17 protein-coding genes and 1 pseudogene are annotated in these 22,021 nt (G+C 70.9%); 5 read left to right on the top strand and 13 right to left on the bottom strand.

Features of this window, described 5'->3' with window-relative positions; translation table 11 throughout:
* Both ABS52_17470 and ABS52_17465 read left to right on the top strand, forming a co-directional pair.
* A pseudogene (locus ABS52_17470) lies at window positions 1-1,068 on the top strand (peptidase S9).
* A 142-nt stretch (window positions 1,069-1,210) separates the two neighbouring features.
* Entirely contained in the window at window positions 1,211-2,191 is a 981-nt protein-coding gene (locus tag ABS52_17465) for a hypothetical protein (protein ODT01060.1), read from the top strand.
* Here ABS52_17465 and ABS52_17460 read toward each other — a convergent pair whose 3' ends face one another.
* The 3 genes from ABS52_17460 to ABS52_17450 all read right to left on the bottom strand — a co-directional run bounded on the left by ABS52_17460 (window position 2,192) and on the right by ABS52_17450 (window position 4,717).
* On the bottom strand, window positions 2,192-3,547 hold the full coding sequence (locus tag ABS52_17460) for a PA-phosphatase (GenBank protein ID ODT01059.1): 1,356 nt from the start codon (window positions 3,545-3,547) through the stop codon (window positions 2,192-2,194).
* A 90-nt stretch (window positions 3,548-3,637) separates the two neighbouring features.
* Window positions 3,638-4,123 carry a hypothetical protein gene (locus ABS52_17455; protein ID ODT01056.1) on the bottom strand — a complete coding sequence of 162 codons (486 nt, stop codon included), beginning with the start codon at window positions 4,121-4,123 and terminating at the stop codon, window positions 3,638-3,640.
* A gap of 114 nt (window positions 4,124-4,237) precedes the next feature.
* Window positions 4,238-4,717, bottom strand: coding sequence for a hypothetical protein (locus ABS52_17450; protein ODT01055.1), 480 nt, complete (start codon window positions 4,715-4,717; stop codon window positions 4,238-4,240).
* A 168-nt stretch (window positions 4,718-4,885) separates the two neighbouring features.
* On the opposite strand from ABS52_17450, the gene ABS52_17445 reads away from it, so the two are divergent.
* Together ABS52_17445 and ABS52_17440 are read left to right on the top strand one after the other, a co-directional pair.
* On the top strand, window positions 4,886-6,202 hold the full coding sequence (locus ABS52_17445) for a hypothetical protein (GenBank protein ODT01054.1): 1,317 nt from the start codon (window positions 4,886-4,888) through the stop codon (window positions 6,200-6,202).
* 166 nt (window positions 6,203-6,368) lie between these two features.
* The gene (locus tag ABS52_17440; GenBank protein ID ODT01058.1) at window positions 6,369-8,291 is read left to right on the top strand and encodes a hypothetical protein; all 1,923 of its coding nucleotides are present in this window, start codon (window positions 6,369-6,371) and stop codon (window positions 8,289-8,291) included.
* Window positions 8,292-8,519: 228 nt separating this feature from the next.
* On the opposite strand, the gene ABS52_17435 is transcribed toward ABS52_17440, so the two are convergent.
* From ABS52_17435 to ABS52_17410, 6 genes are all read right to left on the bottom strand, one after another.
* Window positions 8,520-8,927 (bottom strand): glyoxalase, encoded by a 408-nt coding sequence (locus ABS52_17435; GenBank protein ODT01053.1) that lies wholly within the window; start codon window positions 8,925-8,927, stop codon window positions 8,520-8,522.
* 25 nt (window positions 8,928-8,952) lie between these two features.
* Window positions 8,953-9,417, bottom strand: a complete 465-nt coding sequence (locus ABS52_17430) for an AraC family transcriptional regulator (GenBank protein ID ODT01052.1) — start codon at window positions 9,415-9,417, stop codon at window positions 8,953-8,955.
* A gap of 23 nt (window positions 9,418-9,440) precedes the next feature.
* Complete coding sequence (locus tag ABS52_17425; GenBank protein ODT01051.1) at window positions 9,441-10,010, bottom strand: deaminase; 570 nt, start codon at window positions 10,008-10,010, stop codon at window positions 9,441-9,443.
* 73 nt (window positions 10,011-10,083) lie between these two features.
* A complete protein-coding gene (locus tag ABS52_17420; protein ID ODT01050.1) occupies window positions 10,084-10,587 on the bottom strand; it encodes a hypothetical protein in 504 nt (167 codons plus the stop codon).
* 103 nt (window positions 10,588-10,690) lie between these two features.
* On the bottom strand, window positions 10,691-11,092 hold the full coding sequence (locus ABS52_17415) for a hypothetical protein (GenBank protein ID ODT01049.1): 402 nt from the start codon (window positions 11,090-11,092) through the stop codon (window positions 10,691-10,693).
* Between the two features lie 293 nt (window positions 11,093-11,385).
* On the bottom strand, window positions 11,386-12,477 hold the full coding sequence (locus tag ABS52_17410; GenBank protein ODT01048.1) for a hypothetical protein: 1,092 nt from the start codon (window positions 12,475-12,477) through the stop codon (window positions 11,386-11,388).
* Between the two features lie 307 nt (window positions 12,478-12,784).
* Between ABS52_17410 and ABS52_17405 the strand changes: the two genes are divergently transcribed.
* Window positions 12,785-13,312, top strand: coding sequence for a hypothetical protein (locus ABS52_17405; protein ODT01047.1), 528 nt, complete (start codon window positions 12,785-12,787; stop codon window positions 13,310-13,312).
* A gap of 340 nt (window positions 13,313-13,652) precedes the next feature.
* Here ABS52_17405 and ABS52_17400 read toward each other — a convergent pair whose 3' ends face one another.
* The 4 genes from ABS52_17400 to ABS52_17385 form a co-directional block, all read right to left on the bottom strand.
* Window positions 13,653-16,850, bottom strand: a complete 3,198-nt coding sequence (locus tag ABS52_17400) for a hypothetical protein (GenBank protein ODT01046.1) — start codon at window positions 16,848-16,850, stop codon at window positions 13,653-13,655.
* A gap of 360 nt (window positions 16,851-17,210) precedes the next feature.
* Window positions 17,211-17,411, bottom strand: coding sequence for a hypothetical protein (locus ABS52_17395; protein ID ODT01045.1), 201 nt, complete (start codon window positions 17,409-17,411; stop codon window positions 17,211-17,213).
* A complete protein-coding gene (locus tag ABS52_17390) occupies window positions 17,408-19,774 on the bottom strand; it encodes a hypothetical protein (GenBank protein ID ODT01057.1) in 2,367 nt (788 codons plus the stop codon). Before ABS52_17390 ends, ABS52_17395 begins: the two co-directional genes overlap by 4 nt.
* A 73-nt stretch (window positions 19,775-19,847) precedes the next feature.
* The gene (locus ABS52_17385; GenBank protein ID ODT01044.1) at window positions 19,848-21,917 is read right to left on the bottom strand and encodes a carbon starvation protein A; all 2,070 of its coding nucleotides are present in this window, start codon (window positions 21,915-21,917) and stop codon (window positions 19,848-19,850) included.
* Window positions 21,918-22,021: the final 104 nt, after the last annotated feature.

Raw genomic sequence — 22,021 nt, 5'->3', positions numbered from 1 at the left:
AAGGGTGACGACTTCCTGTACTACTCGCACCTCTTCCGCGTGAACATCGACGGGAGCGGGACGACCCCGCTCACCCCGGAGCCGGGTGATCATTCCATCGTGTTCACTCCCAAGGGGCCCTACTTCATCGACAGCTACGCCCCCGTGGACAAGGCGCCCGTGCACGTGTTGCGCTCCGCGGCCGACGGCCGGGTGCTGGTGGAGCTCGGGCGCGGCGACGCCGAGTTGCTGCAATCGGTCGGTTGGCGTCCGCCCGAGATCATCCACGTCAAGGCGCGCGACGGCGTCACGGATCTGTACGGATTGATGTACAAGCCCAGTCACTTCGACTCGACCAAGTCGTATCCCATCCTCGACCACATCTACCCGGGGCCGCAAGTGGGGAGCGTGGGGCGCTGGGGATGGTCGGGGACGGGCGAGCCGCAGGCCATCGCGGAGCTCGGCTTCATCGTGGTGCAGATCGACCATCAGGGGACGCCGCGCCGCTCCAAGGCGTTCCACGACTACTACTATCGCAACATGGGGGACAACGGGATCCCCGATCACGTCGCCGCCATCCGGCAGCTGGCGGCGATGCACCGATGGATCGACATCACGCGCGTCGGCATCTGGGGGCACTCGGGCGGCGGCCTCGCCTCCACCGACGCCATCCTGCGCTTCCCGGACTTCTACAAGGTGGCCGTGAGCACCTCGGGCAACCATCACCCCAACACGTACGCCTGGTACTGGGCCGGCCGCTACCAGGGGCCGTACGAGAAGGCCTCGTACGATTCGGCGGCCAACTACACGCTGGCGAAGAACCTCAAGGGGCACCTGCTCCTGATGCACGGGGACCTCGACAACAACGTGCACCCGGCCAACACCATCAAGATGGTGGACGCGCTCATCAAGGCGAACAAGGCCAACTTCGACCTGATGATCTTTCCCGACGCCCCGCACGGGCTCCCGCCCTTCTCCATCCGGAAGCGGTGGGACTACTTCGTGCGGCACCTGCTGGGCCAGGAGCCGCCGGCCGACTACGAGATGATCGCACCGTTGCAGCCGCCGGGACCGCCCCGGCGGAACTGAGCGGGCGGGCGATGGGTCGCCGGACGACCGGCGGCCCTCCCGGTCACGGGGAGAGGCCCCGTGACCGCCCGCACACCCCGCGGGAAGCCGCGCTCACCGACGGAGGGCGAGTTGCAGGCCATCGTTTGGCATGCCGGTGGTCATGTGTGTCGGTCGGCGCTGGGTGGCGCTCGCCCTCCTCGCTCTCCTCGCCCTCGCGTGCGGGAGCGGCGCGGACGGTGGTGCCGCGCCCGTCGCCCCATCCGAGCCTACGGACAGCTTCGTCGCCAACGGATCGCTCGGCGGGCGCCGTCCCTTTCCCGCGGACAACTGGTGGAACACCGACGTGAGCCGTGCCCCGGTGGACCCGAACTCCGCCACCCTCATCGCGAGCTGCGGGGTGCGCAACCTGCACCCAGACTTCGGCACCACCTGGGACGGCGCGCCTAACGGGATTCCGTACGTGCTGGTCGGCGCCTCGCAAGCCAGGCGCCCGGTCACCTTCGTGTACGCCGACGAGAGCGATCCCGGCCCGTATCCGATTCCACGCACCCCGCCCATCGAGGGGGGACCTGGCGGCACCGGCGACCGGCATGTGCTCGTGGTCGACACCCTCGGTTGGAAGCTGTACGAGCTCTTCGACGCGCATCCGCTCGACGGCGGCGAGCGATGGCGCGCCGGGTCGGGGGCGGTCTTCGACCTCTCGAGCAACGCGCTGCGGCCGGCTGGGTGGACGTCGGCGGACGCGGCGGGGCTACCGATCTTCCCCGGGCTGGTGCGCTACGACGAGGCGGTGGAACGGGGGCGGATCGAGCACGCGCTGCGCTTCACCTGCCCGCGGAGCCGGCGCGCCTACGTGGCGCCGGCGCGGCACTGGGCCAGTGGCGATACGTCGAGCGCCCTCCCGCCCATGGGGATGCGGGTGCGCCTCAAGGCCTCGTTCGACGTGAGCACCTTTCCGCCCGAGGTGCGGGCCATCCTCACGGCGATGAAGACCTACGGCATGTTCATGGCCGACAACGGATCGGGGTGGTATGTCTCCGGGGCCCCCGACCCGCGCTGGAGCGACGACAACCTCTCCACGCTCACGCGCGTCCCCAGCTCCGCCTTCGAGGTGGTGGCGATGGGAGCGGTCACCCGATAATCATCCCCCAGCCACCTGTCGAGCGGCGTACCGGGATGCGGCGTAGAGGTTGAGGCGAGAATACACGCCGAACGCCGAGCCGTCGTCCAGGAAGCCACCGCCTGGTCCCAGCGTCTTCGTCAGGATGCCGTTGGCCTGCTCGAGCGTCAGTGAAGGGAAGGCGACGGTCAGCAAGTACCCCGCCTCCGGCGCAACCGCTCCGACGTCGACCATGGCATGTGCACGCTCAGGGTAGACCACCGGGAGCCCGTATGTCTGCGTCGATGCGTAGAACGCTTCGTTCGCGGCCGGATCGCTCAGGCGTCCAATATCCTCCCTCGCGCACTCGGCGACCGCCTTGCCGCACGCCACTTCCAGCACCTTCCGCACGTCGGCGCGCGCCGTGATCACCGCCGAGCGAAAGTCCTTCAAGCTGGGAGCTCCCCTGTACGTTTGCGCGAGGTAGGACGGATCGTTGGCCAGCACGTGGGCCATGGCATAGAGCGCGAGGGTGCGCCCGCCGAGGACGTCCATGGCGTAGTGCGCCCCGACGACGATGCGGTCATTCCCGTACTCGGCTCCACGCGCGATCATCTCCTGGTAGCGCTCCGGCACGACGAGCGCCAGGAGAAGGGACCCCATGTACCCATACGTCGTGTGACCGCTCGGGAAGGAGGGGCTGTTGATCAGGTTCATCATCGGCCCGCGGTTGTAGACCGTGTTGTCCGCAGGAGTCCCGAAATAATCCCGGCCAACGATTCGGACGAACGTCGGTTCGGTCTGGAACGGCCGAGCATTGCCAAAGGCGCCCGCTCCGGTGCTTCCGGCCGGAAAGCCGTAGGCGTGGCCGAACATGTCCGGTGAACCGCCCGTCGTGTCCAGGATCGCCTTGGCGTCCGGCGACACCGGAGCCTTTCCGTCCGTCGTCAGGTTCGCGAAGAAGTACTTGCCGGCGTTGGAATTCGCGCGCGCTGCGGCAATGGCGTACGCGATGACACCGGCGACGGCGGGCGACACGCTCGTGAAGTGATCGCGATCGACGTAATGCGCGCGGGCCAGATACGCCGCCCCGAGGGTCGTCCCGAGGCCGTCTGCCAACTGGGCGAGATTCTTGTCGGTGATGAAGACGTCCTTGAGCGCTTGCTGCTGCTGCTCGGCGAATGGCAGGAGCGTCGGTTGCTTCCATTCCCCCGTCTGGATGCCACCGGTCACGGTGTAGTTCGCCCCCAGGGCCGCCCGGCCCGCGTTCGTCTTCGCGAGCGTGGCGACTGGCGCCAGCCCCTTCAGGACCGCCATGTCGGCCGCCGTCTGGGCCCGTGCCGGCAAGACGTGCAACGAGGCGAGCAGCAACGAGCCAACGAGCGTTCTGCCTGACATGTGTCCTCCGTTCATTGCGGCCGAGGTGGTGCAGGTGAGAAGTGCAAGGTGGTCGCGCGGCCCGGGGAAGTCACCGGACCGACGAGCGCCTCACGGCGCGTGCAGCCGGTAGGTGGAGTGACAGGAGCTGCACGCTGCCGTGACGCGCACCAGTCGCGCGAGCACCGTGTCGGGTACGGCGGAGGTCTCCCTGGCCTGCCGGACCGCGACGGCGATGCTGTCGAAGCCGGCGTGGACCTGCTCGGCGAGCTCTCGCCACTCGGGCGGGAGCATCTCCTCGATGGCCGGATCCGCCGCCGCGGCCATGCCGGCAGGTGCAAGGGCGGCGAAGAGGGCGGCGGTGTCACGACTCGCCGTCGCCGCCATGACGCCGTTCAGCGCCCCGAGCATGGCTCGCATCTCGTGGCGCACCGCCTCCTGCTCGGCCGCCGGAAGCGCCACGAGCGTCCGCGTATCGACGCTTGCCGTCGCGGCGTCCTTGACGGGCTCTCGTTGCGCGCTGCACCCCGACATGGCGACGGCGAATGCCGCGATCGTGGCCAGTCGCAGGGGGGCGAATGGGTTGATGGATGTCATGTGCGCTCTCCTCGTGTCGGGATCGGGTGTCGGGGCAGGTGGGGCGAAAGCGGGCAGGGAGCGGCGACGCGCGCAATCACTTCCTGCGTCAGCTACCGGGGCGGCGTGCGGCGCCTAGGGTTGGCTGGTCAGCTGGCTGGCCACGAGACGCCACGCCCCGTCGGCATGCGCCCAGACGTGCTGAAACCGGACCGTGCCGCCGAAGGCGCGTCCCGCGGCCGAGCCTGACCAGTCCATCATCCCGAGGGCGACCGCGGTGGTTCCGTAGAAGCGGATCTCCACGTCCCGAACCACGGCGGTGTCGACGTTCACCAGCCCGCCGCCATACGCCATCAGCGACTGGGCGCGATCGCTGGTGTGGCCAACGGCCGACGTGGACAGGTACTCCGGCGCCCAGAGGCTCGCCAGGGTCGCGGTGTCGCCGCCCACCATGGCCTGGCGGAGCCGCTCCTCCTGCGAGCGGATCGTGGCGGTGTCGGGCGCGCTCAGCGCATCGCGCGCATGGTCGGGCGTGCTCGAGCCGCCGCAGGCGAGGCTCAGCGTGAGGAACAGCGCGAGGAACAGCGACGGGACGATCGTGAAGGAGCGCGGCATCGGAGTGTGCGGGAGTACACCAAGGTACGGGCGGCACGACGCTCCGTGCCAGCCCGGCACCACCGCCTTTCGGCGCGCCGCGGGCGCATCTCGCCCGTGCGCCTCGCCGCGCGCGAGGCTATGGTAGGGGATCGTCGCCGCCCCAGCCCTCCTTTCGATGGGAGTCCCATGTCCGTCGTCGCCCGCCAGCTCTTCGCGTCCGTGCGTCCGTTCTCTCACCGCGCGCGCTCGTCACGCGCGCCGCGCCTGGCGCTCGCCTTCATGCTGGGAACGGCGCCGCTGCTGGCGCCGTGTCGGGCGGTGGCGCAGCCACTCCCGTCACCGCCGGTGGTGATCACCAACGCCTCGCTCATCGACGGGGCGCGCGGGGCGTTCGCGACGGGGGCGACCGTGGTGGTGCGCGACGGGAGGATCGCGCAGGTCGCGCCGGGGGCGGTGGCGGTGCCGCCAGGCGCAACGGTCATCGACGCGCGGGGACGCTTCCTCCTCCCCGGCCTCGTCGATGCCCACACCCACATCGCGTCGCTGGCCAGCGCGCGTCGCGCCCTCGAGTCGGGGGTCACGACGATTCGCTCGGCGTCGGTCTCCGCCTACCAGGATGTCGCGCTCCGCGAGGCGGTGCGCCTGGGCGTGGTTGCCGGGCCCGACGTCGTGGCCGCCGGCCTCTTCGTCACCCCCGAGCTGGGCGATGCCATGCTCGGCGATCCGCGCCTGCCCCGGCTGGCCGGGGCGATGCAGGACGAGGCGGGACTGCGCGAGGCCGTGCGGATCAACATCGACCGCGGCGTGGATGTCATCAAGACGCGTGGCACCGAGCGTGCCGGCCTGGCCGACACCGACCCGCGCAAGCAGACCTACACCGAGCGGCAACTGTCGTGGATCGTGGACGAGGCCGCGAAGCGGCAGATCCCCGTGATGGCCCATGCCCACGGCGACGAGGGGGCGTACGCCGCGGTCAAGGCGGGGGTGCGCAGCATCGAGCACGGGACGTTCCTCAGCGACAGCACGTTGCGGCTGATGAAGCAGAAGGGGACGTTCCTCGTCCCCACGTACGTCACCGTTCACGATCTCACGCAACCGGGGGGCGACTACGACGACCCCACGCTCACCATTCGCGGCGAGTTCATGCTCCCGGTGCTGGGCGAGACCGTGAAGCGCGCGCACCGGATGGGCGTCCCCATCGCCACCGGCGCCGACACGCAGTACGGCCCCGAATCGCTGTCGCGCATCGCGCACGAGGCGGCCTTCTTCGTCGACCTCGGGATGACGCCGCTCGAGGCGATCCGCTCGGCGACGATCGTCTCGGCCACGCTCCTCGGCCTCGGCGGACGGATCGGTGAGGTCAGGGAAGGGTTCGAGGGCGACCTGATCCTCGTCGAGTCCAACCCGCTCGAGAACATCCGCGCCCTCGCCGACGTCCTGGTGGTCATCTCCAACGGCAGGGTCGCGGTCAACCGCACGCCCTTCGCCAAGGGCGGCGACTGACGCGGCGGTGGGTTCGTCCCCGCGTGGTCCCGCTCGTCCCGGCACGCTGTATCGGGGCGATGGACGGTGGCAGGTTGGGGACGTCCTCCACAGGAAATCCTCGATGGCGCGCCAGTACCTCCGACTCACGCTCCTCGTTGCCGGGACCGGCGCGCTCGTCGCCGCACTGCTGCTGGTCGGGAGCCGGCCCGGGGCGCAGAGCGGCGCGCCCCCCGCCGACGCCGAATGGCGCGCCTATGGCGGCGACGCCCGCGGCCAGCGCTACTCGCCGCTGGCGCAGGTGCATCGCGGCAACGTGGCGCAGCTCCGCGTGGCGTGGACGGCCCACACCGGCGACCTCTCGCACCCCAAGGGGGACCAGGGGAACGTGGCGGGCTGCGGGCGCTGCCACACCGGCGACTCGAAGTTCGAGGCGACCCCGCTGGCGGTGCGCGGGACGCTCTTCCTTTCCACCCCCCTCAACCGCGTCCTCGCGCTCGATCCCGAGACGGGGCGCCAGCGATGGCGCTTCGATCCGCGCCTGGCGCTCGACATCAGCCGCAACGAGGGGTACGTGTCGCGCGGCGTCTCGTACTGGGAAGACCGGCGCGCGCCGGCCGGGGCGTGCGCGCGCCGGATCTTCATGGCCACGGTCGACGCGCGCCTCTTCGCGCTCGATGCCGCGACGGGCGATCGCTGCCGGTCGTTTGGCGACAGCGGAGTGGTGCGCCTGGACCAGGGGGTGGGGCGTGTGCAGGTGGGACAGTACGGGGTGACCTCGCCGCCGGCCGTGGTCGGCGACGTGGTGGTGGTGGGGTCGGCCATTGGCGACAACCGGCGCGTGGACCTGGAGCGCGGCACCGTGCGCGCCTTCGACGCCCGCACGGGGCGGATGCGCTGGGCCTTCGACCCGATTCCCCGTCACCCGGGCGACCCGGCGTACCGCGAGTGGTCGCCGGCAGCCGCAACGCGGACCGGCGCCGCCAACGCCTGGGCCCCGCTGTCGGCCGACACGGCGCGCGGGCTCGTCTTCATCCCCACGGGGTCGGCCGCCCCGGATTTCTATGGTGGCGAGCGCCCGGGTGACAACCGCTACGCCAACTCCGTCGTCGCCCTCGAGGCGGCCACCGGGCGCATGCGCTGGCACTTCCAGGTGGTCCACCACGACCTGTGGGACTACGACGTGGCGTCGCAGCCCACGCTCGTCGACATCGACCGCGGCGGCCGGCGCGTCCCGGCCATCGTCGTCGCCACCAAGATGGGGTACATCTTCATCCTCGATCGCACCACGGGGAAGCCGCTCTTCCCGGTCGAGGAGCGCGCCGTCCCCGCGAGCACCGTCCCGGGCGAGCGCGCGTCGCCCACGCAGCCGCATCCGCTCACGGCGGGGCTTCGCCTCAACCCGGCGCGCCTTACCGAGGACGACCTCTGGGGGCCCACTCCCGCCGATCGCGCCGCGTGCCTCGCGCAGTTCAGGACGATGAGGCACGGCGAGATGTTCACCCCGCCCAGCCTCGAGGGGACGCTGTCGTATCCCGGCTACCCCGGCGCCGTGAACTGGGGAGGAGTGACGGTGGACCCCGTGCGGCAGTTGCTCGTCGTGAACACGATGCGGCTGGCGGCCTGGGTGAAGCTCGTCCCACGCGCGCCGGGGGACAGCAGCGGCAACCAGGTCGGGACCCCCTATCGCATGGAGCGCGCGGTGTGGGCGGGGCCGAGCGGCCTCCCGTGCCAGAAGGGGGCATGGGGGATGCTGACGGCCATCGACCTTCGCACCGGCGACGTCAGGTGGGAGCGCCCCATCGGGGGGCCCCCGCCGGGGCGCATGGCGCCGCCGGCCGCCTCCGAGTGGGGATCGCCCAACTTCGGTGGCTCGCTGGCCACCGCCGGGGGGATCGTCTTCATCGCGGCGGGGATGGACGAGCGGCTGCGCGCCATCGACATCGAGAGCGGGCGCGATCTCTGGAGCGCGCCCCTCCCCGCGGGAGGGCAGGCCACCCCGATGACGTACACGGTGCGCGGGAAGCAGTACGTGGTGATTGCCGCGGGGGGCCACGGGAGCCTGGGGACCACGCTGGGCGACCAGGTGCTGGCCTTCTCGCTCCCATGACAAAATGCGGGATGCATCTGGCCGTCGTTCCGGCTCCTCCTGCTCGGACCGGCCTTGGCGGGCGCGGTGCATGCCCCGCCGTGACGGAGACGCCGGCCATCTTGTGCTCGGCGATCGCCACCGCGGCCACCGCATCGACGCTTGCCGAGAGCGTGCGTGCGCCCTGGGTAAACACGCTCAAGGCTGCAACCCGCGCCCGGGTTCGGGAGGCCGCCAGTCATCCCCCCCTCAGCGGCGCGCCTGGATCATCTTCCACCCGTTCCCCGAGGGATCGCGGAATCCGGCGTCGACGGTGCCGTAGCGATCCACCGGCTCCTGCGTGAACTCCACGCCCAGGGCCAGCATCCGTTGGTAGGCCGCGCGGCAATCGTCCACGCCCATCACCAGCGGCGGCATCGCGCCCTTGGCCACGATGGCGTGCAGCGACTGCGCCGTGGCCTCGTCGTGCACCGGCGGCCCCGGCGCGAACAGCCCAAGCTGCAACGACGGCTGCTCCGGGTGCTGCACCGTGAGCCAGCGATAGTCGCCGTTGCGCACGTCGGTATGGACCTGGAAGCCGAGCTTCTCGACGTAGAACGCGCGTGCCTCGTCCTGGTCACGCACGTACAGGCCGACCACTTGCACACCTTGACTCATGGGACCTCCGGATGGGTTGAGCTCCCTATGTAGCGCGCGGCCGCTGGCGTCGCTTCTCCGAAACTGCGATGGTGAGATGTGGGCGATGGGCAGCGTTGAGAATGCACGCTGGCACACTTCCCCGATCGTCGGGCGTCGCGCGTTCGCGCCCCCTGAATTCTCCCGGGCTCTCGCCGGTGACGTCGCGGAAGATGCGACCGAACGTCCCCAGGCTTCCCCACCCCGTCGCGAACGCGATGGCGGTGACGGACGTGTCGGTGTCACGCAGCAGCGCCGTGGCCCGCTCGATGCGCCGGGTCAGCAGGTAGCGGTGCGGGGGGAGGCCGAACGCGTCCTTGAAGGAACGCGCGAAGTGTCCCTCGGACACGCCACTCACGCGCGCGAGGAGCCGGATGGGCCACGCCTCGTGCGACGCGGCATCCATCCGGTCCTTGGCGCGCAGCAGGCGGCGCAGCAGGGCGGGGTCCTGGGTCACGCGTGGCAGGCGGATCGTGCGAACCCTGACGTGACCGCTCAGGCGCCCTCCCGCGGAATCGCGTCGACCGCGTAGCGCAGCTCGACCATCCCCTCGCCGAACTGGTGCACCGACTTGAGTCGCAATGATGGACTGAGGACGCGCCTCGGAAGAAGCGCCTTGCCCTGTCCCAGTGTCACGGAGCCGATCTGGACAATCAACTCGTCCAGCAGGGATGCATCGAGGAACTGGCCGGCGAGGTCGCCTCCCCCCACGATCCAGACGTTCCTGGAGCCAGCCATGGCGGTCATCGCGGCATGGACCGGGGCAACGCTGCCTCGAACGAAGCGAATGTCCGCGCCAGCCGGTGCCGGCAGCTGGCGACTGGTGAACACCCAGACCGGCTGGGAATAGGGCCAGGGCGATTCACTCTCGGTCCCGAGTTTCACGTGATGCTTCAACAGCCACTCGTACGTCGACGCCCCCATGGCGATGGCTCCGACCTCCGCGATGAAGGCCGGATAGCTCGTCGTCTCGAGCGTCGCCAACGGAAACAGCCACTCGAGCGAATGGTCTTCCGTGGCGATGAAGCCATCCAGGCTGGAGGCGGTGTAGTACTGCGTGGTCATGACCCGATTGTGGCCGAGGTGTGGGGCGCGCCATCCGGCGCGCCCCCGATCGAGTGGCGTCGATCGCTCGCCGCTACGGCGTCACGCCGTCGACGCATGTCCAGTAGAAGACCCAGGACGAGTTCGCCTCGCCCTGGAACGACCAGAGGACCTGGCTCCCGCTTATCGCTGGGCGCGTGGCGAAGATCGTCCCGCCCGGGTTGGCCTGATAGCCGAAGTTCATGACGCTCTTGGTGTTCGCCGAGCAGGTCGCGAAGAAGACGCCGAAGTTGGCGCTTCCACTGGGGGTGAGCGTCGCGGCCTGCGAATGGAACTCGAGCCCGGCGAGCGGCCCCGACGCCCCGGTCGGCCCCGCCGGGCCGGTGGGGCCCTGCGCCCCTTGCGGTCCCTGGGGCCCCGTCTGGCCCGACGTGGACCACGTGAACTGCACGTGCGCGGGCGAGTTGCAGCTGGTGGGGGTTCCGGGCTCCTTGATCATGTACACGGTCCCGCTGGCCGGGACGTAGCAGGCGGTGCGCGTCTGGGCGGAGGCGTGCGACGGGGTGGCGAGGAGCAGCGCGGCGATGGCGCCGAACACGGCGGATGGTCCGCTCCGTACGGCGCGAGCGAGAGGGGCGAGGGCGAATCGCATGGTGGAGATCCTCGGACGAGGGAGTCGTTAGGCCGAGTGCGGGAGGAGCCTATGGCGTGGCCGCGGCAGGGGTGAGGAGGCGGTCGGCCCCGTCGAGCGCCATGGCGATGACGTCGCGATCGCTGGCGTCGTCGCGCGACGCGCGCGCGGCATATGCGGCGAGCGTGAGGCGCGCCTGGTGCGAGGCATGCAGCGCCGCGAGGCCGTCACCGCGCCGGATGGCGGCGGCCAGGTCGCCGAGCGATGCGGTGAGCGTGGCGCCGACGGCGCGGTCCCCGAGCGCCGGGGCGGCACGCGACGCGGCGTCCTCGAGGGCCACCGTGGCCCCCGCCGCGGCGGCTGCGTGCAGGCGCGCGTCGTCGTCGCTAGGTGATCGCGCCGCGGTCGCGCTGTCGCCGCATCCCGCGAGCGTCGCGCCGAGGGCGAGGAGTGGGATGACCTGGGCCTTCACGGGAGCCTCGCACGGCTGGAGGTCCGGCGAATGTCGGAACCCCCCGGAAAATCCGCAAGAGGCCTCGGTGATTCCGCCAGCCGAAGGGAGAATCCGGCTGGGCGAGGACGAGCGGGAGTGGGCCCAACCGCAAACGGCAGGGTGCGCCATCCCCCGGTCCGAGTCGGTGCGGCGTACGTGAAGCCGCCGATGTCTCGGCCGACCCCAACGGGACTCCACCGACCGAGGCCGCCTGGAACTCCGGGCGCTTCGCCTCCCCGACCGGGCCCGCGATGTGCGAGGGCCGCCTCTCCTCAGTCGTTAGGCATCATGGCCGGGTTCCACACCACCTCCCACAGGTAGCCGTCGGGGTCCTGGAAGTACCCTGCATAGCCGCCCCAGAACGTCGGCGCGGCCTCCTTGCGAATCGTGGCGCCCGCGGCTGCCGCCTGCGCCATCACGGCGTCGACTTCCGCCGCCGAGGCGACGTTGTGCCCGAGCGAGATGGCCGGGGCGCTCTCCTGGTCGATCGCGATGCCCGCGTCGTGTGCCAGGCTGGTGCGCGGCCAGAGCGCCAATCGCAGACTCGACTGCAGCGCGAAGAAGGCGACGGCGCCGTGCTCGAACTCCGTCCCGACGATCCCCTCGGTAGCGAAGCCGAGCCCGTCGCGGTAGAAACGCACCGCCGCGTCGAGATCGCGAACTGCGAGCGTGAGGACTGAGATGCGCGGCTTCATCGGGTGCGTGGCTTGAGGGGTGCGGTTGGCGGCCGGGCGGACGAGCCGCGGCGCTGCGGCGGTGCGACAGGCGCAGTAGGTGAACGCCTGCGTTGCGCCGCCCGGGGTCACGTGCAGCTCTCGGTGACTCTCGACCAGCGTGAACGGGGCACCGAACTCCGCGTGCAACTGCGCGGGAGAGTACCGAGCGACCTCGAGTCCGCTGCACCGCGTCGGGCCATCGTCCGCGAAGGTGGCGACGATCACGAGCCCGCCGGGGCGCACGGCGTGTCGCACCTGCTCCACGTAGCGCCGGCGCTCCGCATCGGCCGTGAGGAAATGGAAGACCGCCCGGTCGTGCCAGACGTCGAAGCCCTGGTGGGGGAGAGCGGCGTCGAGGACATCGGCCACCTGCCACGCGACGCGGGCGGCGCGCGCTCCGATCCGCTCGCGTGCGCGCTGGAGCGCGGTGGGGGAGAGATCGAGCACGGTCAGTGCGCCATAGCCGGCGTCGAGCAGCCCGTCGACGAGCGTGGACGCGCCGCCGCCGATATCGATGATGGCGCCCGACCGATCCGGGCTCAGCCTCTGGATGAGTTGACGCGAGAGCCGCGCCTCGGCCTGGAACCAGCTGACCTGGTCCGGTCCCTTGGTGCGATAGACCGCCTCCCAATGCTCGGCGCGGGTCAAGGCAGCCCTCCGGATCGACCGCGAATGTACGTCGCCACGACCTGGATCCTTCGGCGATGGCTGCAATATAGAAGACGCTGGCGCAGCGCGCGCCTTCCGGTGCCGCTGTACGCCACGCGCGGTGTCAGGGCGTGCGCGCGGCGCCGACCCCGCAGCCCTTCATCGCCTCCGACCGGGTGGCGCCGCCTAACAACACCTTGCCCCGGGCCGCGAGTACCGGTCCTCCAGCCGCTTCGATGGCGACTGCATCGCCTTCGCGCGAGAGCCATCCACGACGATTACCGTCGGCGACTTCAATGCCGACGGTGTGAACGACCTCCTGGTCCCCCATCGCAATGGCGGGCAGAGTCGGCTCTACCTCGGCGCACGCGGTGCGAGGCCGACCACGTTGCGCGCCGTGGCGTTCGGCCCTCCCGATGCCGCCATTCGCGTGGCCCAGGCGGCCGACTTCGACGGGGACGGTCGCCTGGACGTCGTCGCCATAGACGCGCGGAGGGGGATCGCGATCTATCCCGGGCGCGGCGATGGCACCTTCGATTCCCCCCGGTCCGTCGGCGGCTCCACCGTTGTCCCGTACGCGCTGGCGGTTGCGGACCTAGACTGCGACGGCCGGGCCGACTTCGTGGTCGGCAACGTGCAGGCCCCCTCGTGGGCATTCGTCAACCGGGGCGACGATGGCCTCGTCCGGGTGGACTTCGGCGACGGTGCGGGGACGGTATACGGGCTCGCGGTGGGCGACATCAACCGCGACGGCCGTCCCGACATCGTGGCGGCGCGTTCGGAGGCGCCCAACGTGTTGTACCTGGCGACGGAGGGTGAGGGGCGCTGCCGGTAGTCGGGCGCTCGCCACGGGCCCCGCGGGCGCGAGACCGGCGCAGTCGATGAAGTATCGCGCTTCACCGCTTCAGCCGTCGCCGCAGTTCGTCGAGGAAGCCCTGCGCCACCACGAGCCTGGGCGTCCCCGCCGTCTCCTCCCACCGGTGGTCTCGCACCTTGCGAAAGCGCTGATCGTCTCCAGCGGGCCACGTCTCTCGGCCACGCCCTGCGCATCCATGCGCCGCACGCCGGCACGCGCGCAATTTTCGCCTGTGGCGCGGCGTCGCGCGGCGAGCGGGGGTCCGGCGAGGACGGCCTGCGCGACGATAGCAGCTGCAGCGAGTGGCCGCCTGGCGTGGTCACCCCGGCGTCGTCTTCGCCTTGAGCTCCGCCGCGCGCTCGCGCGCCGCGCGCACCGTCCCCTGCTGATCCGCGTCCGCATTCTTCCACATGTTGGCGAACCACTCGTAGTGCTCGATGGCCTTTGCTGCGTTCCCCTGCTTGTCGTAGAGCGCAGCGAGCCGGCGGTGAATCGCCGGCCGGAAGAGCCCCGCACCGAGCCGCTCCGAGTCGTTGCGCGACACCGCACGCTCGTACCACACGATGGCCGAGTCGGGGCGACCGGCGCGTTCGTGGGCGATGCCGGCCAGGAATGCGTCCTCGAGGTAGGGAACCGCCTGCACCTTCGCGATGAGCGCGAGATCCGCGAGCCCCTCGTCCCAGCGGTCCGCCGCGATGGCGGCCGACGCTCTCACGCGCGGCGCCCACACGATGCGGTCCGCGTCGACGGGCATCAGGTCGCGCATGTACCCCTCGTTGATGATGCGTCCTGCCTCGGCGTCTCCTGCAAGGGCCGCAACGAACGCGAGATCCCGCCAATCCCGATCGCCCGCCGGTACGCGATCGACGGCCGTCTTCGAGGTGGCCTGCTTCAGGAGTGCTCGCGCACGGACGTCGTCACCATCGAACACGATTGCGAGCGTGGCATCTTCCTTTGCGATTTCCATGGCTGCCTGCGCGGAGAGCTCGTCCGCCGAAGCGCCGGGACGTGTGGCGCGGGCCCTCGCCATGGCCGTTTCGGTGGCCAGCTCCCGAGCCTCTCGCGAGCGGCCCTGGAGGGACGCCACCGCCCGCAACCAGGTGAGCGACTGCAGTTCCTGGCGCGAGTTTCGCGCCGTTCGCCTGGCGCCTCGGCTCAGCGCCTCGAGCGAGTCCAGCCGGCCGTGCGCCCAGAGCGCGAGCGCCTTGGCTTCCCAGAGCCGCGCGTGGCCGGGAAACCGCTGGCGAAACTCCACCTCGACGCTGTCCAGCGACGCCGCCGGCCGACCGGCATCGAGGAGCGCGGCCTGCAAGGACACATATCCCAGCGGGTTCGCCGACGCGCGATTCATCGCCAGCCTGAACAACGGCGCGCTCCTGTCGAAGCGACGAAACGTGGCATGGTAAATGAGGCCGGCGTTGTTCAGCGCCGTGCGGTTCGTCGAGTCGCGGGCGAGCAACTGCTCGTACGCGGCGAGTGCCTTCGCTGCGTCAGGCTCCGGCCCATACATGTAGTACGAGCCTTCTGTGATGGCTCGCTCCTCGTCGCTCAGCCGGTCACGGTGCTTCCACGCTTCCGTGAGCGCGCGGATGGCCTTGTCCGAACCGAGGCCGTAGTTGCGGGTGACGACGGAGAGCTTGCGCCATGCCATGGCGAATCCGCTGTCGAGCGCGATCGCGGACTCATATGCCTGCACCGCGCCGTCGATCTCACCTTTCTCCTCGGCGTTCACGCCCTCCATGTACTTGCGCAGCGCGGCGAGCGACGGGGTCGTCACGCGCTGCACCGAGTTCGATGCCCGAATCCCCTTGAGCGACTCGCCGACTTCCTCGCGGATGTCGCGCGACAGCCTGCCCACGGCGGCGATCAACTCGTCGTCCCCCGCGGCGGTTTCGCGGAACGTCGCGAGCTCGGTGCCATCGAGCGCGGAAACGAGTCGCGCGGACAGCACGTAGCTCGAGCCGAGTCGAACGACCTCGCCATCGACCACGCCCTTCGCGCCCTCGCGCGTCGCGATCTCCCGCGCGACGTCGAACGGCACGGCCGACTCGGCCGGCCGCGCCATGCGCTGGAGAACCTCGCGGACGGCCGCCCGGCTCATCACGCGGAGGTTTGCGGATTGTCCGAGATCCGTCCGGAGCGCCTCGCCCAATGTGGCGCCGAGCAGCGTATCGCCGGCCGGAGGGCGGAAGTCCGCAACGACGATCGTTTCGTTCGCGCCGAATGCGCCCTTGCCCATGAGCGACGCCGCCGGCCCGATCCCCATCGCGCGTGACACCATGAATCCGGCGACGAGCAGGACGAACGCGCCGACGGCGACGGCCCCGGCGCGCCACGTTCGCGTCCACGACAGGTGCGGGCTGGCCTTGAGCGCGAAGGTCGCCATCGTCCCGACAGGTGCGCGCGATCCCGTGTCCGTTCGCGCAGGCGTCAGGGTCGCGACGTGCCGCGCGGTGCGCTGCACCCACCACGTACCGACGATGGCGGGCAGGCCCGCGACCATGAGGCCGGTCGCGCCGGCGAGCGCCCAGTCGGGGAGGCCGATGACCTCGGTCGCCGCCCAGGCGGCCAGGATGACGACGCTCGAGACCGCGGCCCAGATGCCTAACGCCTTGCCGAGCGGAAGGCGCGGGCCCAGGAGGGCCATGGAGGCGGCGCTGGAGGAGCCGCTCGTCGTCACCGTGTCGAGCACGCGGGCGATCGTGGCGGCGTCCGCGGGGCGCTGATCGGGCTCCTTCGCGAGGCACTGCATCACGATCGCGGCGAGCACCGGTGGGACCTCGGGACGCAACGCGAGCACGTTGCGTGGCGCCTCGCTCAGGTGCGCAACGAGTTGTCGGGCCGGGGGGAGACCGGCGAAGACCTGCTGGCCGGTCAGGACCTCGTACGCCATCGCGCCGAACGAGTAGATGTCGGCTCGATGGTCGAGCCCCGGATCGCCGGCAGCCTGCTCGGGTGCCATGTACGCCGGCGTGCCCATGGCCATTCCGGCCTGCGTCAGCGTCGCGCTGCCGCTCCCGGTGCGCGATGCCGTGATCGCCTTGGCGATCCCGAAGTCCGTCACCGTCGCGCTGCCCGACGAGAGCAGCACGTTGTCCGGCTTGATGTCGCGGTGGACGACGCCGTGCGCATGGGCGTGGGCGAGCGCCTTCGCGACGTCGCGCAGAATCCCGATGGCCTCCGCGATGCCGATCGGGCCGTCCTCGAGCTTCCGCCGCAGCGACTCGCCGTCCACGTACGGCATCGTGAACCACGGTATCCCGTCGGTGTCGCCGGCGGAGAGGACGGGAACGACGTGTGGATGTTGCAGCTGCGCGGCGAGGAGGACCTCGCGCTTGAAGCGCTCGACGCTGAGTCCCTGGAGCAGGTCGGGGGAGAGCACCTTCACCACGACGCGCCGGGACAGGGCGTGCTCGCGGGCGAGATAGGTGCGCGACATCCCCCCGCCGCCGAGCTCCCGCTCGATCGTGTAGTCGTTGGTGAGCGCCTGGGCGATGTTCGCGCTGAAGGGATCCATTGCGTAGGGAGCGGGTCACGTGGATGATGCGGTGACGCTAGACGCCGCGCCAGCCCCGACCGTAAGCATCGCATGCCGGGGATGTGACGGCGCTGGCTCCGACCGTGGATCGGCATGCGAGCGGAAGGTCATGCGCGAATGGAGGGCAATCGGGGCTGAAGGCTGCCAAGTCCGGACAGACTGCCCGCCAATGCCCGTGCTGCGAGCGCTCCCAATAGGGTGCGGTCGTGGGGCTGGCGGGCCGTCGCATCAGGCTGCGCGATCCCCACGCGCAACGTCGGACCATCACGATCGCCGTCACGGGCGCCGCCAGGGAAGCGATGCCCGGTAGTGTCGACGTCTACCTGCGGACGCGCGCGCCTAACAACACCTTGCCCCGGGCCGCGAGTACCGGTCCTCCAGCCGCTGCCGCACGAACTCGTCCCGCGTCAGGGGAATCCGGTCGGGATGGCACCGCCGCTGGTGCCGCAGGTATCCCTCGTAGTCCGGTGCCCCGATGATCCGGGTGAGCGTCGATGTCGCGCGCGCCAGGCGCGCGGCGAGCTTGTCGCCCCACGTCATCGCGAACCCTCCCCGCCGCCGTTCCCGGCCGGCCGCCGCGCCAGCGTGCGCTCGAACAGCTCGAAGATCCGCCGGTACTCGTCGGCCCAGCTCGACGGGCGCACGAACCCGTGGTCTTCCACCGGATACACCGCCAGCTCCCACCCGGTCTTCCCCAACTCGATGAAGCGCTGCGTCAGCCGCACGATGTCCTGGAAGTGCACGTTCACGTCCACCATCCCGTGCGCCATCAGCAGCGGATCCTCCAACCCCTCGGCGAAGAAGATCGGCGACGAGTGGCGATAGGCCAGGGTGTCCTGCTGCGGCTGGTTGAGGATGCGCGCGGTGTAGCCGTGGTTGTAGTGCGCCCAGTCGGTCACCGACCGCAGCGCCGCCCCGGCCCCAAACTCCTTGGGTGCGTTGAACAGCGCCATCAGCGTCATGAAGCCGCCGTAGCTCCCGCCGTAGATCCCGATGCGCTCGGGGTCTATGCCGTACGTCTTCTGCAGCCACCGCGACCCGTCCACCTGGTCCTGCAGGTCGCGCCCCCCCATCCAGCGGTAGATGGCGGTGCGCCAGTCGCGCCCGTAGCCGGCGCTGGCCCGGTAGTCGATGTCCAGCACCACGTATCCCCGGCTGGCCAGGAGGTGGTGGAACATGTACTCGCGCGAGTAGCTGGACCAGTAATTGTGCACGTTGTGCAGGTAGCCGGCCCCGTGCACGAAGATCACCGCCGCCCCGTTAGGCCGCGCCTGCACGTCCTGCGGGCGATAGATGCGCGCCGGCACCTCGACGCCGTCGGACGCGGGGATCTTCACGATCTCGGGGACGATCCACGGATAGGCGAGCCACTCGGCGGTGGGCGACGTGGTCAGCTTCGCCATCGACGCGCCCGCGCGGGCCGGCCCCACGAACAGCTCGGGGGGACGGTTGGAGGTGGAGTATACGTCGGCCATGGTGCGCCCGTCGGGCGACAGCGCCACCGCATGGCCCCCGACGCCGCTCGTCAGGCGCGTGGCGGCGCCGCCGCCCACCGGCATGCGATAGAAGTGCCGCTCGAACGGCGACACCTCGCTGGTGTGCAGCTCGAAGACGGTCCGGTCGTCGGACAGGCGGGCGTCCAGCACCTCCCATCGCCCGCGCGTCAGCTGCCGCCGGTCGCTTCCGTCGGCATTGATGCTGTAGAGGTGCGCGAAGCCGTCGGCCTCGCTCGCGAACCAGGCGCGCCCGCCGCCGGAAAGCCCCCCGCCGGGGAGCCACCCGCCGCAGGTGAAGCACGGCCCCCCCACCCACGCCGAGTCGCGCAGGACGTCGAGCGTCACCAGGCGCGCCGAGTCGGCGTCGAGCCGCTGCAGGTAGCGCGCCTTGTAGTCGCGCTGCTCGGCGAAGACGAGCGCCTGCGTCCCGGCGTCGTTCCATCCCAGCGAGAGCGCCAGGGACGGGATGGCGGCGGTGTCGCCGGGGATGAGGTGGAGCCAGCTCACCTCGCCGCCCGGGAGGCGCATGACCCCGGCCCGCCCCGTGGACTGCGCGTCGCCCACCTTGGTGCGCACGGTGAGCTCCTCGGTGTAGCCGCTGAGGGTGACGTAGTTCGGGACGATGGCCTGCCGCGACTCGCGGGGCGCGGTGGTGGTGGTGAACAGGAGGTAGCGCCCGTTGGGGCTGACGGAGAGCTGCGCCAGCCGTTCGTTGGGCTGCAGGTAGAGCGTCCTGGGGCGCCCGGCCTGCTGCGCCTCGCGCTCCGCCTTGGCGACGGAGTCGCGCGCCACCCGGTCGCGGATGACCTCGAAGAGCTCCCGCTGCTGCGCCTCGAGCCGCGCGCGCTGCGCGTCCGGGCGCGGCGGTGCCGGCGGGGCGGGGGCGGGACGGAAATCCGTCAGCTGCTCCATGAGCGCCGACTGGATGTCGAAGGCCATGATGGCGATTCCGTCGCGCACGAAGAAGACCCGCCGCCCGTCGGCCGCAAAGGTCGGCGAGCGCTCGTCGTTGACCGTGTTGGTGAGCTGGCGCGCCTGCGACCGCTTGAGGTCGACGAGGTACAGGTCCCCGTTGTACGAGACCACGCGCCGGGCACGGTCAGGCGACAGTTCGCCTTCCTCCAGCAGCGGCCCCACCGAGTCCATGTGGGCACGGGTGACCGCCTCGGGGGCCGCCCCGGCCGTCGCGCGCACGCGGTACGGCTCTGGCGACTTGCGCCAGTCGCTCCCCGGGGGGAGCCACTGGAAGTAGATCCACGCGCCGTCCGGGGTGAAGCGCACCCGTTGCGGCTCGCGGCCGTAGAGTTCGGGGCCGCGCATCATCCACGGGATGGTGAGGGCGGGGGGGGGCGGCGCCTGGGCGGCCGCGGGCGCGGGGACGACCAGCGCCCCGCCGGCCAGCGCCAGGGCGAGGCGGACGGCCCGCGCGGCGCGGGCGACGAGCGCCGGGCGGCGCGCGATTGCGACAGGCGAGGTCATCTCAGTCTCCCACCGCGACGGCGCGCGGCTCGAAGGGGATCTCGGTGCTCACCGCCGGCTTGCGACCGGCGATCACGGCCAGCCACTCCCGCGCCGACGCCGCCAGGACGATCACCACCGAGACCATGAAGAAGGCGGCGACCCCGGCGTCGATGCGGTCGTTCATCACCAGCCGCGCCGCGTCGGCGGCGCTCTTCACGTTGGCCGGGAGCGTCCCCGACGCCACCTGCTCCTGCACCAGCCGCGCGTGCGACAGGAAGCCGAGCCGGGGGTCGCCGGAGAAGATCTTGAGCCACCCCGCCGTCATCGTCACGACCGCCAGCCAGGCCAGCGGGAGGATCGTGATCCAGGCGTAGCGCGCCTTCCCCATCTTGATGATCACCGTCGTCCCCACGCACAGCGCCACCAGCGCCAGCAGCTGGTTGGCGATCCCGAACAGCGGCCAGAGCGAGTTGATCCCGCCTAACGGGTCCACCACCCCCTGGTACAGGAAGTACCCCCACGCCGACACGAAGAGCGCGCTGGAGAGGAAGACCGCCGGGTACCACCCCACCCGTCCCAGCGGTTCGTAGACGTGCCGCAGCAGGTCCTGCAGCATGAAGCGCCCCACCCGCGTCCCCGCGTCGAGCGTGGTGAGGATGAAGAGCGCCTCGAACATGATGGCGAAGTGGTACCAGAGCGCCATCGCCGTGCTCCCCCCCAGCACGTTGGAGAAGAGGTGCGCCATCCCCACGGCGAGCGACGGCGCGCCGCCGGTGCGCGACAGGAGCTTGCTCTCCCCCACGCTGGCGGTGAGCCGCGTGAACTCCTCGGGGTCGAGGGTGAACCCCCAGTTGGCGATGGCCGCCGCCGCGCTCTCGACCGTCGACCCGATGGCCGCCGGCGGGGCGTTGATGGCGAAGTACGTCCCCGGCGTCAGGACGCAGGCGGCGACCAGCGCCAGCGTCGCCACCAGCGACTCGGTGAGCATGGCGCCGTAGCCGATGAAGCGCGCGTCGGTCTCGCGCTCCAGCAGCTTGGGCGTCGTCCCCGACGCGATGAGCGAGTGGAAGCCCGAGATGGCCCCGCAGGCGATGGTGATGAACGCGAACGGGAAGACCTTCCCGGCGAAGACCGGCCCCGTTCCGTCGACGAAGCGGGTGAGGGCCGGCATCTCCAGCGGCGGCAGGACCAGCACCACGCCTAACGCGAGCGCCACCACCACCCCGATCTTCACGAACGCCGACAGGTAGTCGCGCGGCGCCAGGAGGAGCCAGACGGGGAGGACGCTGGCCGCGAAGCCGTAGATCATGATGCTCCACGCCAGCGCCGTCCGGCTCATGGTGAACAGCGGCGCCAGCGCCGGGTTCTGGGCCACCGCGCGCCCGATGTACAGCGCGATGACGAGGAGGACGAGCCCCATCACCGTGGCCTCGAGCACCTTGTGCGGGCGGATCCACCGCATGTACCCCCCCATCAGGAGGGCGATGGGGATCGTGAGCCCGACGGTCACCACCCCCCACGGGCTCTCGCCCAGCGCGTTCACCACCACCAGCGCCAGGACGGCGATGAGGACGATCATGATCCCCAGTACCGCCACCAGGGCGGTGAAGCCGGCCACGGGACCGATCTCCTCCTTGGCCATCTGCCCCAGCGACTTCCCGTTGCGCCGCACGCTGGCGGCGAGGATCACGAAGTCCTGCACCGCCCCCCCGAGCGCGACACCGATCACGATCCAGAGCGCCCCGGGGAGGAAGCCGAACTGCGCGGCCAGCGTGGGCCCCACCAGCGGGCCGGGGCCGGCGATGGCGGCGAAGTGATGACCGAAGACGACCCAGCGGTTGGTGGGGACGTAGTCGCGCCCGTCGTTGAGCCGCTCCGACGGCGTGCGCCGGTTGGCGTCGAGGGCGAAGATGTTGGCCGCGATGATGCGCGAGTAGAAACGATAGGCGACGGCGTAGAAGCAGACGGCCGCCGTCACCAGCCACGCGGCGCTCACGCGTTCGCCCCGGCTGAGGGCGAGCCAGGCGAACGCCCCGGCGCCGCAGGCGGAGATGAGGATCCAGAGGGCGGCGGACTGGAATCGGCGCATGGAAGCGTTAGGCGGGAGACGGGGACGGGGGACGGGCGTCGGTTCGCGCGCGACGAAATTGGAGTGGGGGATAACGGGGGTCAACGCGTGGCTCGCACGCCGCG

Source organism: Gemmatimonadetes bacterium SCN 70-22 (genome assembly GCA_001724275.1).
Lineage (GTDB): Bacteria > Gemmatimonadota > Gemmatimonadetes > Gemmatimonadales > Gemmatimonadaceae > SCN-70-22.
This window is presented reverse-complemented; position numbering and strand designations above follow the sequence as displayed.